Source organism: Candidatus Obscuribacterales bacterium (assembly GCA_019744775.1).
GTDB lineage: Bacteria > Cyanobacteriota > Vampirovibrionia > Obscuribacterales > Obscuribacteraceae > SBAT01.
The window spans coordinates 190,969-207,374 of sequence record JAIETZ010000005.1; the positions used below are offsets into that span (position 1 = coordinate 190,969).

Annotated in this window: 14 protein-coding genes; 6 read left to right on the forward strand and 8 right to left on the reverse strand. The window is 45.6% G+C overall.

The genetic code is table 11. The features are described 5' to 3' along the window. Window positions 1–47: 47 nt before the first annotated feature. Together K2Y22_13250 and K2Y22_13255 are read right to left on the reverse strand one after the other, a co-directional pair. Window positions 48–602 (reverse strand): hypothetical protein, encoded by a 555-nt coding sequence (locus tag K2Y22_13250; protein ID MBX9879421.1) that lies wholly within the window; start codon window positions 600–602, stop codon window positions 48–50. After that, entirely contained in the window at window positions 602–895 is a 294-nt protein-coding gene (locus K2Y22_13255) for a DUF1778 domain-containing protein (protein MBX9879422.1), read from the reverse strand. Before K2Y22_13255 ends, K2Y22_13250 begins: the two co-directional genes overlap by 1 nt. 163 nt (window positions 896–1,058) lie before the next feature. On the opposite strand from K2Y22_13255, the gene K2Y22_13260 reads away from it, so the two are divergent. Genes K2Y22_13260 through K2Y22_13270 form a run of 3 tightly spaced genes read left to right on the forward strand, consistent with a single transcriptional unit; the run spans window position 1,059 to window position 4,691 of the window. Further along, on the forward strand, window positions 1,059–1,901 hold the full coding sequence (locus K2Y22_13260; protein ID MBX9879423.1) for a VWA domain-containing protein: 843 nt from the start codon (window positions 1,059–1,061) through the stop codon (window positions 1,899–1,901). A gap of 10 nt (window positions 1,902–1,911) precedes the next feature. Continuing rightward, window positions 1,912–2,670, forward strand: coding sequence for a serine/threonine-protein phosphatase (locus tag K2Y22_13265; GenBank protein ID MBX9879424.1), 759 nt, complete (start codon window positions 1,912–1,914; stop codon window positions 2,668–2,670). Continuing rightward, the gene (locus K2Y22_13270; GenBank protein MBX9879425.1) at window positions 2,667–4,691 is read left to right on the forward strand and encodes a fused MFS/spermidine synthase; all 2,025 of its coding nucleotides are present in this window, start codon (window positions 2,667–2,669) and stop codon (window positions 4,689–4,691) included. Before K2Y22_13265 ends, K2Y22_13270 begins: the two co-directional genes overlap by 4 nt. An 11-nt stretch (window positions 4,692–4,702) precedes the next feature. Here the strand turns inward: K2Y22_13270 and K2Y22_13275 are convergent, their stop codons facing one another. Further along, window positions 4,703–6,259 (reverse strand): acyl-CoA carboxylase subunit beta, encoded by a 1,557-nt coding sequence (locus tag K2Y22_13275; protein ID MBX9879426.1) that lies wholly within the window; start codon window positions 6,257–6,259, stop codon window positions 4,703–4,705. A 140-nt stretch (window positions 6,260–6,399) separates the two neighbouring features. Here K2Y22_13275 and K2Y22_13280 point away from each other — a divergent pair, with 140 nt between their 5' ends. Further along, complete coding sequence (locus K2Y22_13280; protein MBX9879427.1) at window positions 6,400–7,968, forward strand: FAD-dependent oxidoreductase; 1,569 nt, start codon at window positions 6,400–6,402, stop codon at window positions 7,966–7,968. Window positions 7,969–7,973: 5 nt separating this feature from the next. Here the strand turns inward: K2Y22_13280 and argS are convergent, their stop codons facing one another. Continuing rightward, on the reverse strand, window positions 7,974–9,746 hold the full coding sequence (argS, locus tag K2Y22_13285) for an arginine--tRNA ligase (protein MBX9879428.1): 1,773 nt from the start codon (window positions 9,744–9,746) through the stop codon (window positions 7,974–7,976). A gap of 67 nt (window positions 9,747–9,813) precedes the next feature. On the opposite strand from argS, the gene K2Y22_13290 reads away from it, so the two are divergent. Together K2Y22_13290 and K2Y22_13295 are read left to right on the forward strand one after the other, a co-directional pair. Next, window positions 9,814–10,275 carry a PaaI family thioesterase gene (locus K2Y22_13290; protein ID MBX9879429.1) on the forward strand — a complete coding sequence of 154 codons (462 nt, stop codon included), beginning with the start codon at window positions 9,814–9,816 and terminating at the stop codon, window positions 10,273–10,275. Then, on the forward strand, window positions 10,275–11,666 hold the full coding sequence (locus K2Y22_13295) for an FAD/NAD(P)-binding protein (protein ID MBX9879430.1): 1,392 nt from the start codon (window positions 10,275–10,277) through the stop codon (window positions 11,664–11,666). The genes K2Y22_13290 and K2Y22_13295 overlap by 1 nt, the downstream gene beginning before the upstream one ends. A gap of 2 nt (window positions 11,667–11,668) precedes the next feature. Here K2Y22_13295 and K2Y22_13300 read toward each other — a convergent pair whose 3' ends face one another. The 4 genes from K2Y22_13300 to K2Y22_13315 form a co-directional block, all read right to left on the reverse strand. Next, window positions 11,669–11,941: a hypothetical protein gene (locus tag K2Y22_13300; protein ID MBX9879431.1), complete on the reverse strand. Its 273-nt coding sequence runs from the start codon at window positions 11,939–11,941 to the stop codon at window positions 11,669–11,671. 63 nt (window positions 11,942–12,004) lie between these two features. Further along, complete coding sequence (locus tag K2Y22_13305; GenBank protein ID MBX9879432.1) at window positions 12,005–13,372, reverse strand: insulinase family protein; 1,368 nt, start codon at window positions 13,370–13,372, stop codon at window positions 12,005–12,007. A 6-nt stretch (window positions 13,373–13,378) separates the two neighbouring features. Next, window positions 13,379–14,926: an insulinase family protein gene (locus K2Y22_13310; GenBank protein ID MBX9879433.1), complete on the reverse strand. Its 1,548-nt coding sequence runs from the start codon at window positions 14,924–14,926 to the stop codon at window positions 13,379–13,381. Window positions 14,927–14,949: 23 nt separating this feature from the next. Then, on the reverse strand, window positions 14,950–16,350 hold the full coding sequence (locus K2Y22_13315; protein MBX9879434.1) for an insulinase family protein: 1,401 nt from the start codon (window positions 16,348–16,350) through the stop codon (window positions 14,950–14,952). Between the last annotated feature and the right edge of the window lie 56 nt (window positions 16,351–16,406).

Genomic DNA, 16,406 nt, shown 5'->3' on the forward strand with positions numbered 1-16,406 from the left:
TACTAGTTTCGCACTTAGTACTACTAAACGCTAACGGGACAGCTTAGCTAAATGAGCCCGCTAGCTCTTAGCGTTCTCTCAATGGTAAGCATTGGCAGATAGAGCTTGTTGGTCTTATCAGGAAAAGCAACAAAATCATATTTGAGATAAAAATCGGTCGGATCACCTTTCTCCGCCACGAGCACATCAACAATCATTCCAAACGAAGCGACCATGCACGACGCTTGCCATGACTTCAGCTTCGCATCAGTTAATAAGTGTTCCCCAAGCCTCAGTCTTCCACGCTGTGCTGACTTATCTACAGCAAATCGTCCCAGAAGAGTTACACCAATATCATCATAGCGTGGGAATCGTTTAGTCAACTCCTTTGGCAAATCACTTATCTTGATACGATTGGCGGATAGGCTGTAATAACCCAGTATTTTTCCTGGCTCCTTCTTACTCGTAAGTACAAAAGTCTGAGCAATGTTTTGGTCGGCTTCCTTTCGTGCCTGTTGCTTCAGGTAAAGATCAAGAGCCGCAACCCCACATGAGAAGGCGCTCCGATCGTGCTTGTCTGCATCAAGCGGCTCCGTGGGATTTAGGGTAATCTTGTCAGTCACTATAGTCCAAGTTGTTGTTTATATCTTCGCGCAGCTTCAATTGACTTCTTAGACGGCTTAAGCGGCTTCAACAGAGCATGAATGAAAGTTTCTCTGTCTTTTCTGGTCAATTCAATAAACTCATGCTCCCTGATAGTTTTATCGGCAGCATCAGACAGTATTGTCTTCACGTATCCAGCCGTGGGAATGCCCTTTAGCTGGGCCGCATAGTCGACTTTTTTCTTCAAGTCGGGACTAAGCCGCATTCCCAAGCGGTCTTCATTTTCTCGGCTACGTCGCCCTGCCTGTGTCATTTCCTATCCTTTTCTTACCCTTATCTATCAACTAACAATTGTACGTCAAAATGACTCACTTAGCAACCTTCTTGGTGATTTAAACTTCTGCAAACTTAGATTTATTCACAGCGAGATTATCCCGAGAACCCTGGGTACTTTATACCCACAGGAGTATTTAGAAATGCCGTACAGGGCTGAAATTAGTCGGACAAATCCATCGTTAATACTGCTAACTATCGACCAGTCAGGTTCGATGGAAGACCCCTTTGGAGAAGGGCCAACCGGGCGGAGTAAGGCAGATTCGCTGGCAGATGCCATAAACAGGCTTTTGCAAAATCTGGTTATTAAATGCACAAAGTCCGAGGGAATTCGTGATTATTACTATGTAGGCGTAATTGGCTACGGCGAAAAGGGCGTCGGACCTGCCTTTATTGGGTCTCTTTCGGGCAAAGACATCGTTTCAATAAGCGAGATCGGGAATAACCCCGCTCGCGTTGAAAATCGCATGAAGAAAATTGACGATGGCGCAGGCGGCATTCTTGAACAAGTCGTGAAATTTCCTGTCTGGTTTGATCCGGTTGCTAAAGGCGGCACGCCGTTATGCGCAGCTCTTCAAAGAGCAAAAACAATCGTTTATAACTGGCTGACTAAGCACCCTGGCTGTTATCCACCGATAATCATCAATATTTCCGACGGCGAGGCAACAGATGGAGACATCCTGCCGATTGCTGAAGAGTTGAAGGATATGAGCAGCGAGGATGGCAATGTTCTGCTGTTTAATCTTCATCTATCATCATCAAAGCACCCGGCTGTTGAGTTTCCCGAAAACACTGCCGAACTGCCTGATAATTTTGCCAAGCTTCTATTTAGCGCATCCAGTACCTTGCCGGACAGTATGTGGACTATGGTACAGGCAGAAGGTTTTATCGCGTCCGAGCATCCACGCGGTTTTGTCTTCAATGCCGATATGGTTTCTGTCGTACGTTTTCTCGACATCGGCACAAGACCAAGCAATCTTCGCTAACGGACGCATCATGCAAATTTCCTGCCAAACACTCTGGCTGCCAAAGCATGGCTCCTCTGATGAAGAATATGAGGATGCTTACTTTCCCAAGGACGTCTTGAATATAGACAAGCGCCTTTTCCGCTGCGCTGTTGCCGATGGCGCAACCGAAACATCCTTTTCCGGACTGTGGGCGCAGCTACTAACTAAAGCATACGTCGATGACGATATCGACTTGAATTCACTGGCAGAAATATGGAAGCAACAAACGACAAAGGCAGATCAGCCTTGGTATGTAGAAGAAAAACGAGCCAGCGGTGCTTTCGCAGCTTTAGTTGGACTTACTTTGAGAGCAAGCAAAGACAAGCGCGAAAATTCAGGTACCTGGGAAGCAACTGCTGTTGGAGATAGTTGCCTCTTTCAAGTGCGAAAGAAGGAATTGATAACCTGTTATCCGCTGGACAGATGGCAACAATTCAATTCAAGCCCGCAATTACTTTCGAGCAATACACGAAATAACAGTGCCGAATTGACATCTCAACTTTCCGAGACTTACGAGGAAGAATGGCGATCAGGAGACATATTCTTCTTAATGAGCGATGCGATTGCTTGTTGGTTTTTGCGTAGACAGGCAGAATTAGATGATGCAATTGCAGTCGTTTCCACAATAACCACAAAAGAGTCCCTAACAACTCTTGTTGATGAAGAGCGCCGCCATAAAGACGAAGAAGGTAGAGTATGGATGCGCAATGATGACGTGACTCTGATGCGAATAAAGGTAACTGCATGAATAGGATGCCTGCGCTTATCCTGTTTTGCTTGATAGTATTTCTAGCAGCCTTTCTTCTATTTCAGATTGAACCCTTGATTGGAAAAATCGTCACCCTTCACTACGGTGGCACCGCCAGCGTCTGGACAATTTGCATCTTATTCTTTCAAGCTGTTGTCTTAGCAGGATACTTCTTGACCTTTTTACTCTCCAAGCTCAATCCAAAACTACAGATTCTGGCGTATTCCATTTTGGCAGTTGTATCCATAGGCTGGTCAACCATCCCATTAGGACCTCAATGGGATTGCACAAATGTAATAGAGCCTGTATCTGGTTTACTTTACTCACTTACTGTTCATCTCGCTGTGCCGTGTATTGTTTTGGCAACAATAAGCGGCATGATGCAAGTCTGGTTCAACTTGCACAAGTTAGGGAATCCGTATCCTCTCTACAGTGTTTCCAATGTGGGTTCCATTGGCGCATTGCTCGCCTATCCACTTCTAATTGAACCAGCATGGACTATCAGCAAAACCTTATCTGTCTGGTCTTCACTCTATTTGGTTTTGATAGCGCTCTTGACTATCGCAGCAATCCTTACAGGAATAAAGGCTGTTAAGCAACCGAACATCACAATTAGCAGTTCGTCTGGAAGCAGAACTTCAGTCCTATCCTTTTGCTGGTGGGTTGCATTGAATGCACTTGGCTCTGTCGCCCTTCTTGCTTACACGAGCCACATAACTGGAGACATTGCGCCAATGCCTCTCATCTGGGTGTTGCCGCTATCTCTCTACTTACTTACATTTGTCCTTGTTTTCAGCAATTTCCACGTCTACAAGCGCGTACCCTTCATAATTGCTTGGGTGATACTCATATTGATCGAACCTGTTTTCACTAAAGATCAATTGTTGTTAGGACTTGTTATCAATCTCATTCTGGTATTTGTCACTTGCATGATTTGTCACGGTGAATTAGCCGGAAGCAAACCTGAAGCGGCAAAACTTCCCACTTTCTACTTGGCGTTAGCCCTAGGCGGCGCAATTGGCGGCGTTTTTGTGGGTATTATCGCGCCGATGATTTTCTCCTTTGAAGCAGAAAGGCTCGTTGTTATTTATGTAATGGCTGTGGCACTTTTGTATCACTACTCCGTAGCCAAGTTCATTACCATGAACAACAAACCAATGACGGCGATTTCCATCACACTGATAGTGTCAGGCACACTAATCGTGTTTGGCTCGTTTAAATCCAAAAACCTGATTCACTGGGAAAGAAACTTTTACGGATCTGCTCGGGTATTGCGCGAAGGTGAGATGTTCACCTTTTGCAGTGGGCGCATTAATCACGGACAACAATATGTAGATCCCGCCAAAGCGGATCTTCCGGCGGGCGCTTATCAGATGCCTATCAAATTGATTTTCGACTCACTGCGGAAGGACAATCCGAATATCAAACTGAACTGTGGCGGTGTCGGTATGGGCGTGGCGGTTCTGGCTGCATTTGGACATGAAGGGGATAGATTTACATTTTACGAATTAGATCCAAAAGTAGAACGAATTGCCAGGACATATTTCTCTTACCTGGCTCGCACACCTGCTAAGACTATCGTTCAAATCGGCGACGGACGAGACCTTCTCAATAAGCAATCACCGCAAAACTATGACATGCTTTTAGTTGATGCCTTCAATGGGGACGCAATTCCCTGTCACCTCGTCACTGAAGAAGCACTGCAAATTTATCTGAAACACTTGAAACAAGATGGACTACTTGCATTTCATATCTCCAATAGCTACGTTGATTTACGACCAGTCCTGGGGAATTTGGCAGAAGCTCTCAAGCTGCATACTTGTACGATTCGATTTGCCGGCGGCATCACCTATGTCGTTATATGTCGTGATATTGCGCCAATTGACAAACTTTCAATTCAATTTCGACAAAATGATAAGTCCTATCCAGCTATTGCGGTCAATAACACACCAACTAATCCCCGCTTGCCGCTTTGGACAGACGACTACACAAATCTGGCAAGCATTTTGAAATTGAGGTAAGAGCCGACAATTTATACAGGATAAACGCTGTGCTTCTTCTTAAGAGGCGAAATTTGTTTTGATTCAGCAGCGGAGAAGCGGCGGATCAATTCGTCACGCAACGATGCCGGCGGAACAATACCGTCAATTACCATTTCTGAAGCAAGTCTTTGAATGTCAACATCTTGTCTGTATTCAGCGCGTTTCTGTTCAACGAATTCCTTGCGCTCAGCTTCAGGCAATTCCATTATCTTGTTGTAGTAGACAGCGTTAATTGCTGCTTCCGGTCCCATAACGGCAATACATGCTGTCGGTAAAGCAATACAAGCGTCCGGTTCGAAAGCCGGTCCGCACATTGCATAGAGTCCTGCGCCATAGGCTTTGCGTACGACGACCGAGATCTTCGGTACGTCTGCCGAATCCATCGCTGTAAGCATCTTGGCACCAGCCCGAATAATTCCGGCACGCTCAACTTTGGTGCCGATCATAAATCCAGGCACGTCAGCCAAGAACAACAATGGAATGTTAAAGGCATCGCACAGGAACATGAAGCGAGCGCCTTTATCAGCAGAATCAACAAAGAGCACTCCACCTTTTACGCGTGGCTGGTTGGCAATAATACCAACCGGGCGACCGCCTATTCTGGCAAAGCCGGTAATAAGCTCAGATGCAAACATCTTCTTCATTTCAAAGAAGGAGTTAGCATCGATGAGTCTATCGATGAGTTGATACATATCGAATGGAACATTCTCTTGCTCAGGAATAATCTCTTCGATTGTCTTGTCGAAATGTTTCGGTTCAACTGTGTGGATAACTGGAGGCTTGCCTTCGCAGTTTTCCGGCATGTAGCTCAAATAGTCTTTGCAGAGCTTAATAGCTTCTTCTTCAGAAGAAACAAGCACATCACCGCATCCGCTTACTGAGCAGTGCATTTTAGCTCCGCCCATTTCCTCTAGCGTTACCTTCTCACCAATAACCATTTCAGCCATACGAGGTGAGCCAAGATACATGGACGCGCGTCCGTCATTCATGATGACGATATCGCAGAATGCCGGGATATAAGCTCCACCTGCAGCAGATGGTCCAAACAACAAACAGATTTGTGGAATGTATCCGGACAATTGAATCTGGTTGTGGAAAATGCGTCCGGCACCGCGTCTGCCTGGAAACATTTCAATTTGATCTGTAATACGAGCACCAGCCGAGTCCACCAAATAGATAAGTGGAACGCGAAGCTTGGTTGCTGTTTCTTGAATGCGAATTATTTTCTCAACAGTTCTCCAGCCCCATGAGCCTGCTTTTACTGTCGAATCGTTTGCCATGAAGCAAACTGTGCGTCCGTCAATTTTGCCTGTGCCTGTAACAACACCATCAGCCGGTAGATCTGACTCCATGTTGTTGGCGAACAAACCATCTTCGATGATTTCAAATCCAGGATCTAGAAGTAAACGCAGACGCTCACGAGCAAATAACTTGCCCTCTTCTTTGAGCTTCTCGTGATACTTAGGCGCACCGCCTTTTTTGATACCGGCAATTTTTTGCTCTAGCTCGTGCGACTTTTTACCTGTAGCCTTCAAATTTACAACCATCCTGTTTAAATCCCAAATTACTAATTAGCACATGACATTGGTATTTTACGGCAGCGTAAAGCGCGCTGGATTGTACCTATCTAATAATAGAAATGCTCTTCTATAATCTATCCAAGAGGCTATTTAACAAGAGGTGCCCGGTGAATCCAAAACACAGCAGGCGTGACTTTCTCAAGAATCTCAACCTTTTATTCGCGCTGGGAGCGTCAAGCAGCCTCGAATTCCTCTTTGAGGGCAATCATGCTGTTGCCAAGAACCCAGGCGCCGATTCGCTCTTGCTAAGCAGCAATGGCAAGCGCTATCGAGTACTCCCCTGGACAGGCGACAACTTTAAACTCGGGCATGAATTACGAAATGGCGATATCCCTGAATTTCCCGAGCACGAAGAGCGTACATACGACTTTGTCATTGTCGGAGGCGGTGTAGCTGGTCTCACCAGCGCTTATTTCCTCAAAGACCACGATTACCTCTTACTCGAGCAGTACGATGAATTAGGAGGCAACTCACGCGGCTCAAGCTATCGTGGTATCGACTTTTCTTATGGTCCTGCATACGTAGGCGACCTCGAAGGACTTGCCGGCAAATTATTCGGCGAACTAGGAATGACACCGTACAAACTATTGCCACCGCGCAACGACTGGTACGTAAAAGGTGAATGGATACCAGGTATTGAGGGCGATAAGCAACATATTCTCTACAAAGAATTTGATAGATTTTTCGCTGAAGCAAGACCACTGTGGAAACAAATGGGTGAATGGCAAGGCAGCATGCCCAATCTCGAATCCGATCTAGGACGTCTTGATTCAGTGCCGTTTTCCAGTGTACTGACTTCTTATGATCCACTATTCGTCGAAATGGTCGATCGCTTCTGCAAGTCAACACTCTGTGGATCTGTTTCCGGTCTTTCAGCACTAGCAGGCTACATGCTACTGCAAGATCCCGCTGGAATTGCTCACGTATTCAAAGGCGGCAATCCCGCCATTGCAAACGCACTGATGAGCAAGTTAAACGCTATCAGTACCGAGCGCAATAAAACCGGTTGCTTCGTATGGAACATAACCGCAAATGACGACAACGCCACCGTTGTTTACCAAGATGCCGCAGGAAAACTGCACAAAGTAAAATGCCGCAAAGTAATTGTTGCTTGTCCACCGCTAGTATCTGCACGAATCACAACCGGCATGAGCGATGCAGTGAAAGCGCAACTACTCTCTTTCAAATACGGCGCGTATTTGGTTGCCAACTTCTGCATGAAGAAAAAGGTATTCAACGCCTCCTATGACAATTGGGTAGGCGCTCCATTTACATTTACCGATGTAATTACAGCGGAAACTCCCTACATCGCAAGCAACAGTTACAAACCCACCATGGGCTCTGTCCTTACCATGTATCATCCTTGGACAGCAGGCAGCGATGGACGTGGACTACTTTTCGCAGGAGATAGAGAGCGCTTCAGTACCGAGTTAGTCACTCAAATGCAAAAGCTTGTCCCGCAATTCGACAAAAATCTTGAACAAGTTGTCTTGTCCCGATGGGGACATGCAATGGTTATCGCCAGACCAGGCTTCTTCAAGCTCGTGCAAAAGCTGCAAGCAGAACAAACAGGCTCTTACATTCTCGCCCACAACAGCATGCACGGACTGCCTTGCGCCGAATCAGCCATTGGCGCCGCTCGTCGTGCAGTTGATATCGCCATCAACAAGAAATAGTTAGATTACATCCGTTCGAGAACAGATATGCCAAGCAGGTTCAAGCCAAGCTTGATTGTTCTAGCAGTTATATCGCAGAGAATAAGTCTAGATGTCCTCGTTGGCTCTTCAGCATTCAATACAGGGCAATTGTCGTAGAAGACATTGAATTTCTGGCTGAGTTCAAATAGATATTGGCAGAGTCTATTCGGCATGCCTTCAGCGGCGACAGATTCAAGCACTTCATCCAATTGCAAAAGATGCTTTGCTAAAGTAATTTCTGCATCTTCCTTTAATACGACGTGCGCATCGCTGCCTAGTTTTGAGAAATCGATTCCGCCCTTGCGGCTGATGCCCTGCACTCTGACATAGGCATACATCATGTAAGGCGCTGTATTGCCCTGCAATGCCAGCATCTTATCGAAGCTGAACATGTAATTGGTAATGCGGTTCTGGCTCAGGTCAGCGTATTTAACTGCGCCAATACCTACTGCCGTTGAGACCTCTTCTTTGAATTGTTCCGTCTCAGTTCGCAGTTCGGCAAGTAATCGTAATTCCAAGTCCTGTCGAGCCTTCTTCACTGCTTCATTCAGAAGGTCCTTGAGCTTAACCGTTTCACCGGATCTCGTCTTGAGCTTTTTGCCGTCTTCGCCGAGTACTAGTCCGAAAGGAACATGCAACAAATGAACGTTTGATGACACAAATCCTGCTTTAGCAGCCACCGCAAATACCTGCTTCAAGTGTTCGGATTGTCCAACATCGATAACGTAAATGATTTCATCGGCTTTGTCGTTGGTCACTCGGTACCGCAACGCTGCCAAATCTGTGGTGGCGTAGTTAAATCCACCATCCGACTTGCGAACGATACAAGGTTGAATTTTACCGTCTTTACCTTTGAACTCTTCAAGGAAAACACAGAGGGCACCTTGGTCTTCGACAAGCAATCCAGTTTTCGTCAAATCTGATACTACTTGTTCAAGCATGGGATTGTAGAAAGACTCTCCACGCTCGACAAGATTTTCAATATGCAAGATATCGTAAATCTCTTGAAACTCACGTCTTGATTGATCGCAAAGAAGTTTCCATGCATGAAGATGTCCTTCATCGCCCGCTTGCAATTTCACAACAGCTTGTCTTGCTCGTGTTTTAAAATCTTCGTCTTCGTCAAATCGAACTTTTGCTTGTTTGTAAAAGGTAACTAAATCACCAATCTCAATGTGATCAGCAGTAGTCAGCGCCTCTGGACAAACTTCAGCGAGGTAAGTTATGAGCATGCCAAACTGCGTACCCCAATCACCTACGTGATTGACGCGCAACAACTTATGTCCCAGAAACTCAATAACCTTAGAAATGCTGTCACCAATAATTGTCGAACGTAAATGCCCTACATGCATTTCCTTGGCGATGTTTGGACTGGACATGTCTATGACTACGTTTTTCGGCTTGGCGGCTTTGGGCACACCCAAGCGACTGTCCGACTTAATTTGTTCAAGAGACTTGGCGATATATTCCGGTTTAAGCGTCAGGTTGATAAAGCCAGGTCCGGCAATGGTTGGCTTTTCGCAAATATCGGAAATATCAAGATGTTCTAGTATCTTGTCGGCAATCTGCCTGGGCTGCTGCTTGAGTTCCTTGGACAACGCCAACGAGGAATTACATTGAAAATCGCCAAAGCTTGGATTAGAAGCCGGTACTACAAGACTTTCCTTAGAGCCGTTCTTAGCAGCAAAGCCGTCACCAAAGGCAGCGACTAGCGCCTTTTCAAATCTATTATTGAGGCTGTCAAGCAAGGACTTCATGACAAAATTTTCCAGAAGGGTAAGCTAACGCCAGTAAAGCCTGGCGGAGAGAGATAATATATCAGATATGACAAACGAAACAACAAAAACGAATAGAAGCTTCCCCGCCATGCTCCACGACCTGGGCGGCAAAATAGACGAAGTACGTGATGGTTACGCTCGCGGACACTTGCCCTTGAGTCATCAAGTCATGCAGCCTTCGCAGGTCTATCACGCAGGCGCAATTGTTATCCTCGCTGACGAGGTAGCCTCAGCGGCTATTGTCGGCACAATTGGATCTCCTGTTTCAGCGGAGAAGAAACTCTTTCCGTATTCCATTCAGATAAGCACCAATTTGCTTACTAACGATCCGGAAGGTCCAATTACTGCAGAATCAAAGGTCGTCAAAAAAGGACGAATAGTTGTCGTCGACACAGAAGTTTTAGGTTCCAAGGGTCAACTTGTAGCATTAGTGAGAAGCACTCACGCTATGGTTGATCCACGAACAACAGGTCCTCACAAGCGCGAAATATTCACTGGTAATAAATAATGATGACAATTGCAATTATTGGCGGCGGCTTTAGCGGAACAATGACCGCAGTTCAACTGATGCGCAAGGCTTCTCAACCACTCAAAGTTGTTTTGATTGAACGCAATGAGCGAATTGCTAAAGGCGTAGCTTACGGAACTCTTTGTCCACTACATTTGTTGAATGTACCGGCAAAGGACATGTCGGCATTTCCTGATGATAGCCAGCACTTTTTTAAGTGGGCGAAAGAACAAGATGCAGCAGTAACTGAAGCGACTTTTGTTCCGCGCATGCGTTATGGCGCTTACATTGAGCACATCTTAAATGACACGCTCTCTCACAATGCTACCAATGTAGAATTTCGCCGCCTTCATGGTGAAGTAAAAAATATCAGCTTGATCAATGGCGGCAAGCAAGGACGCATTGAACTAGAAAATGGTGAGGAAGTAATCGCTGATCGCGTCGTATTGGCTCTAGGAAATCTTGCACCGGCAAATGTCCGTATCAAGAATCCAAAATTCTATGAAAGCAAGAATTACATCCGCGACTCATGGTCAAAAGAACAGCGTCAACCAATTTCACACGATGCGCCAATACTGCTTATCGGTACAGGTCTCACAATGATCGATAAAGCTCTTGAGCTAAAGCTACAAGGACACAAAGGAACAATCTACGCACTATCGCGACACGGTTATCTGCCAAATGTGCACATTCCGGGTATTGTGCGTTTGCCTAATCCATTTGAAAACGGCAACTTACCAACGACTGTCCGCGAAATTACAAAATTCATTCGCGCACTTGTAAAACGCGTCGAAGAGTCTAAAGAAGCAAATTGGCGTCAGGCAGTCGATTCAATTCGTCCCGTCACACAACAACTGTGGAAAACTTGGAGCGATACTGAGAGAAAGAGATTCATTCGTCATATGCGCTGCATCTGGGATGTCCATCGCCACCGCATAGCTCCTGAAGTCGGCGCCATGATTGACACAATGATCAAATCCGGACAGCTAAAAATCATCGCCGGCCGTGTTATTGCGCTGGAAGAAGCAGCTTCAGGAATTAAGGCGACAGTGAAACTTCGTGGACAACACAAAGAATCAAGCTTCGACGTTAACCGGGTAATTAATTGCACAGGTGCTGACAGCAATGTCAAAACAATCGATGAGCCCCTGGTTGAACAACTCCGCAATTCAGGACTTTTATGTGCCGACGTTTTTGGACTCGGACCAACAATTACCGATAACTGGGCGCTTATCGATAAAGACGGTAAATCATCGGAAGTTCTTTACGTAGTAGGACCTTTACTTAAAGGTCAGCTATGGGAATCAATAGCCGTGCCCGAATTACGTGGACAGGCGGCGCAATTGGCGGATCACCTGATCACTTCAGAAGAACCAGTTCTTAGTAAGTAGAATTACAGATCAGAGAAATTGCCGACGCACTTGTAGATGGCATTTTTGGCATTCACATCAAATTCGTGCAATGTTTGCCATACGTTCGCCCATGCATTTTCTGTTGCGCTGATTGTCTTTTCTTCGACTTTCACTATTTCAGAAGAAAATGGCGTCTCAATTGACGGAGACCAATTTAGTTGTTCAACCAAAAAGCTCGTTGTAGCCGTTACCAGAAGCGCAACGGCCAAAAGCCCGTTGTAACCGATAACAATACTTCCCGTCTGTTTACGCATGATTGTCAAGTTTCCTACGTGGGACGTAGGGAAAATAATACATGCGCTATAAAAAAGAGATAGTTAAATCTTGCCGGAAGGTTTTACTTCGACAACAGTAGCGGCATTAGCTGAAAAGACTCTCCGAGCAGCCTTTTGAATATCGGACACAGACACAGCCATATACTTTGCGATGTCTGCATCCACCAACTTTGGATCTCCGAAAAAGAGCGCGTACATAGCTAAAAAGGATGCCCTTCCAAGAGCTGATTGCATACTAGCCGGGCTGTCACTAGGACTTGCAAACAAGTCAGATTCCAACTGGTTCTTTGCTTTCTGCAAATCCGTGGCACTAATTTTGCCTGCTTTCAACTTCGCAATTTCAGCAAGTATTGATCCTTGTATTTGCTTACTTGTAGCACCGGGTTTAGTAGTTACAAATATGCAGAAGTTACCTGTTCCTCTTCGTTCTTCCGTGTAGTTATCCACATCGAGACAAGTTTGTTCTTTCTTGACCAGACGCTGGTACAGCATCGAAGACTTGCCACTATCAACAAGAAGTTTTTCAATTAGTCCCATGGCATAGTAATCAGTCTGGCGCATACCTGGAGTCTTCCACGCCATAAACAAGCCAGGCACCTCAGCGTATTCGTCTTTTACGATGGCAAACTTCGCCTTGCCTGGTATCACTTCATTTACAGCCGGGATACTAGGTGTATTCACGCGAGCAATACTGCCGTAATATTTTTTGATCAGCTCTTCTACTACCGGTGCGTCAATATCACCGACAATTGCCATGCAAGCTTTATTAGGTCCGTAATGCTCTTTGAAAAACTTTTGAGCATCATGAGCAGACGATGATTCCAAATCGGTAAACGATCCGATAATTGGATGCGCATTAGCCCAGTTGTCAAAAACCATTTGCTGCATTTTCAAATAAGCAGGCATGTAAGGTCTGTTGTCATAACTAGAACGTTTTTCTTCTTTGACGGTTTCAAGCTGGTTTTTGAAATTCTCGTCAGTAACTTTGAGTGATCTCAGGCGATCTGATTCAACCCAAAAGATTCTTTCGATCATGTTTGACGGCACGGATTCATAGTAGATGGTGTAATCAACCGAAGTCTGCGCGTTGACATCGCCGCCCATGGTGTCCAGATAGTGCGACAGTTCAGACTTGCTGATGTTTTGAGATCCTTCAAACATCATATGCTCAAACAAATGAGCAAAGCCGGATTTGCCTTTTACTTCGTGTCTGGAGCCAACATCGTAAATGGTTACGATTGCCGCAACCGGCCGGGAATGATCTTCAGAAAGAATTACACGCAGACCATTGGGCAAAGTAAAGTCCTTACTAATTGGAATTAGCGGACCATCAGCACCAGCTGGTTGACTGAAAGTAAGAGAAAAGACGCCAGCTAAAACAATAGCTGCCATGCAAATTGATTTAAACATGGTTATTTATGCTCCCGGCTTCGATGTGCCGGTAGCTTCCTTCATGGGCTTGCCCTGCGTGTCATAAAGGTCTACAGGAGCAAATAGCTCAAGTTCACGCTTTATTTTGTTGGCATCGCCTACAACAGTGATAACCATGTTGTCCAAGTCAATGTACTTACGGGCGACGCGTCTGACATCATCCGGGTTTACCGTCATTACTTTATCGGTGTATGTCTCCAAATAATTTGCCGGCAAATCATACATTTGCACTTCCAAAAGACGCTGGGCCAAACCGGCTTGTGTTTCCAATCCTAATTGGAAAGATCCTGTCAGATAATTTTTGGCATCAGCCATTTCCTTATCTTCTACTTTCAGGTTGCGAATCTTCTCTAACTCGTAGATGAATTCCTGGAGCGACGGTGTTGTCACTTCAGTTCTTACATCAGCGGACGCAGCGAATGAACCCGGGTCCTTGCGAGCGGAAAATCCACTGTAAGCGCCATATGTATAGCCCTTATTTTCACGAATGTTGGTAAACAGGCGAGAATGAGAAGCACCTCCCAGGATTTGGTTGGCAACAAGCATCGGGAAGAAATCCGGATTGGTTTTATTCAAACCAAGATTTCCTATTCTCAATGTGGATTGCACAGAGCCTGGACGATCTACTAAATAGATGTGCTTACCATTAAGCTTCGGAGCTGCTTGAATTTTGGCAGTTTCAATTGAGCCGGATGGCCAGACAGTTGAACCGAAGCTATTTTTGATTGTCGCTTCCAATTTAGCTTTATCAAAATCACCCACTACGATCAATACAGCATTATTCGGTATGTATTGCGCAGCATGATATTTTTCAAGATCAGCTTTGCTGATTCGCTCAACCGTTTCCGGCTCCGGAGCGACTACTGAATACGGGTGCTCACCATAGACGACTTTAGCAAAGCGCTCGCTTACAAGGAAGTCCGGTTCGCTACGCTTCATGATTAGCTCTTGCAGAAGATTTGTTTTCTTCAGCTTCAGCTCGTCTTCCGGAAATGACGGATTGAGCACAACATCAGACATGATGTTAAACAATCTGTCCGAATATTTCGAAAGAGAAGAAGCGACAACAACTGTAAAGTCAGCGTCAGCAGAAGCTCGTAAGCCACCACCTATAAAGTCAATCTCTTCGGCTATTTCCTTGCTTTTAAGCTTTTTCGTGCCCTCGGAAAGCATGCTTGCCGTCATTGAAGAAAGACCTAGCAAGTCTCTTGGTTCAAGAGCAGAACCAGCCTTGATGCCAAGCTCAACTGTCACGAAAGGCACACGATGATCTTCCAGCAATTCAACCATTAAACCATTGTCCAATTTATACGACGAAACAGTCGGCAGCTTGAAAGGTCTGGGGGAAGGCGTCTGTGGCGGATTCTTGCGCCAGGTTTCGGTATCTGCAGAAGAAACAGGTGCAGCTACTTTCGGCGCCGCTTTTACAGCGGTTGACTTGGCTGCAGTCGAGGCCAGCGCGAAATTGGTTTGACTGGTTACAACCAAAGCCGCCAACGTGAGAACTAATTCTCTGTTCCATTTAAATTGCATGTCAATCTCCTAAAGTCAGCGGATTAAATCTGGTTACCGGCTTGAGCCTTTTTATTAGCCTCAGCCTTTTCGACAGGAACTATGTCCATGACCGTAGTTCCTTCCTTTGTAAACATCTTCTTTGCCACGCGTTGAATGTCGGCAGCCGTAACACTTAAGTACCTCTGCAAATCTTCATCCAGCAAATTCGGGTTGCCGTAAAACAATGTATTTTCAGCAAGTATTTCCGCTCTGCCTACGCAACGTTGCAGACTGGAATAACTGCCTGAAGCAAACAACGCTCTTAGTATTTGATTCTTAGCCGTATCAAGTTCTTTGTTCGTAACAGGCACTGTCTTTATCTTCTCAAGTTCGCTCCACAAAATGTCTTGGGCTTGTTTGGAAGTCGTGCCTGGCTTATAGACAATGGTTGCATCCAGTGCCGATGGACCACGGCGTTCATCAACACCCATGCTAACTTCTAAAGCTACTTGGTCGCCTTTTACCATGCGCTGATAAAGTCTGGATGATTCACCTGCGGTCAAAATTCGCTGCATGATGCTCACGACATACGAATCAGGATCTCTTGCCGGTGGAGACTTCCATCCCATCAAGATAGCGGGCATCTTAGCCAACTTGTCTTCTACCTTTTCATACTTTTCTTTGGTTTGTGGCGGCTCGGTAACATCCGGCTTTGGCGGCTTGGCACCTTTTGGAATGGTAGCGAAGTATTTGCGTACTAAAGCCTCAGCTTTGGTTGAGTCAATATCACCGACAATAGCTAATGCCGCATTATTAGGCACATAGTACGTATCGAAGAAGCGACGCACATCAACAACCGATGATGCTTCCAAATCTTCGAATGAACCGATTACCGGATGTGCATTTGTCCAATTGTCGAACAGCACTTCATCGAATTTAAGTGCTGCCGGCGAATACGGTTGATTATCAATCCGCATACGCTTCTCTTCTTTTACGGTTTCCAATTGATTCTTGAAATTCTTATCGGTAACAGCTAACGAACGCATACGATCAGATTCCAGCCAGAGAGCTGTCTCTAATTGATTGCTCGGCACCTTTTCAAAGTAATTTGTGTAGTCGGCATGTGTCGACGCATTGGTCATGCCGCCGGCTGCTTCAACAATACCCATAAATTGATTCTTGGCGACGTTTTCAGAACCTTCAAACATCATGTGTTCAAAAAGGTGAGCGAAACCCGACTTTCCCTTTTGTTCGTTGCGAGCACCAACGTCATAGACAATTGCCACCGCAACAACCGGGACTGAATGATCTTCCGAAAAGACCACACGCAAACCATTAGGTAGCGTGAAGTCCTTGCTCACAGGAATAAGTGGCGTTTTCCATTCGGCGGCCATTGCCGGTCCTGATCCGAAAGCTAATGCAACAGTCAGGAGATTCAACAGTAATTTATTCGTCTTCATCATCTTCACTCGCGTGTAAGTTAACCAACGACCAAAAGGTTGCTACAAAAAGGAGCACT

Coding starts and splice junctions, on each gene's coding strand:
- K2Y22_13255 (MBX9879422.1), bottom strand. CDS start 895: ATGACACAGGCAGGGCGACGTAGCCGAGAAAATGAAGACCGCTTGGGA.
- K2Y22_13315 (MBX9879434.1), bottom strand. CDS start 16,350: ATGATGAAGACGAATAAATTACTGTTGAATCTCCTGACTGTTGCATTA.
- K2Y22_13310 (MBX9879433.1), bottom strand. CDS start 14,926: ATGCAATTTAAATGGAACAGAGAATTAGTTCTCACGTTGGCGGCTTTG.
- K2Y22_13270 (MBX9879425.1), top strand. CDS start 2,667: ATGAATAGGATGCCTGCGCTTATCCTGTTTTGCTTGATAGTATTTCTA.
- K2Y22_13300 (MBX9879431.1), bottom strand. CDS start 11,941: ATGCGTAAACAGACGGGAAGTATTGTTATCGGTTACAACGGGCTTTTG.
- argS (MBX9879428.1), bottom strand. CDS start 9,746: ATGAAGTCCTTGCTTGACAGCCTCAATAATAGATTTGAAAAGGCGCTA.
- K2Y22_13290 (MBX9879429.1), top strand. CDS start 9,814: ATGACAAACGAAACAACAAAAACGAATAGAAGCTTCCCCGCCATGCTC.
- K2Y22_13275 (MBX9879426.1), bottom strand. CDS start 6,259: ATGGTTGTAAATTTGAAGGCTACAGGTAAAAAGTCGCACGAGCTAGAG.
- K2Y22_13295 (MBX9879430.1), top strand. CDS start 10,275: ATGATGACAATTGCAATTATTGGCGGCGGCTTTAGCGGAACAATGACC.
- K2Y22_13305 (MBX9879432.1), bottom strand. CDS start 13,372: ATGTTTAAATCAATTTGCATGGCAGCTATTGTTTTAGCTGGCGTCTTT.
- K2Y22_13265 (MBX9879424.1), top strand. CDS start 1,912: ATGCAAATTTCCTGCCAAACACTCTGGCTGCCAAAGCATGGCTCCTCT.
- K2Y22_13260 (MBX9879423.1), top strand. CDS start 1,059: ATGCCGTACAGGGCTGAAATTAGTCGGACAAATCCATCGTTAATACTG.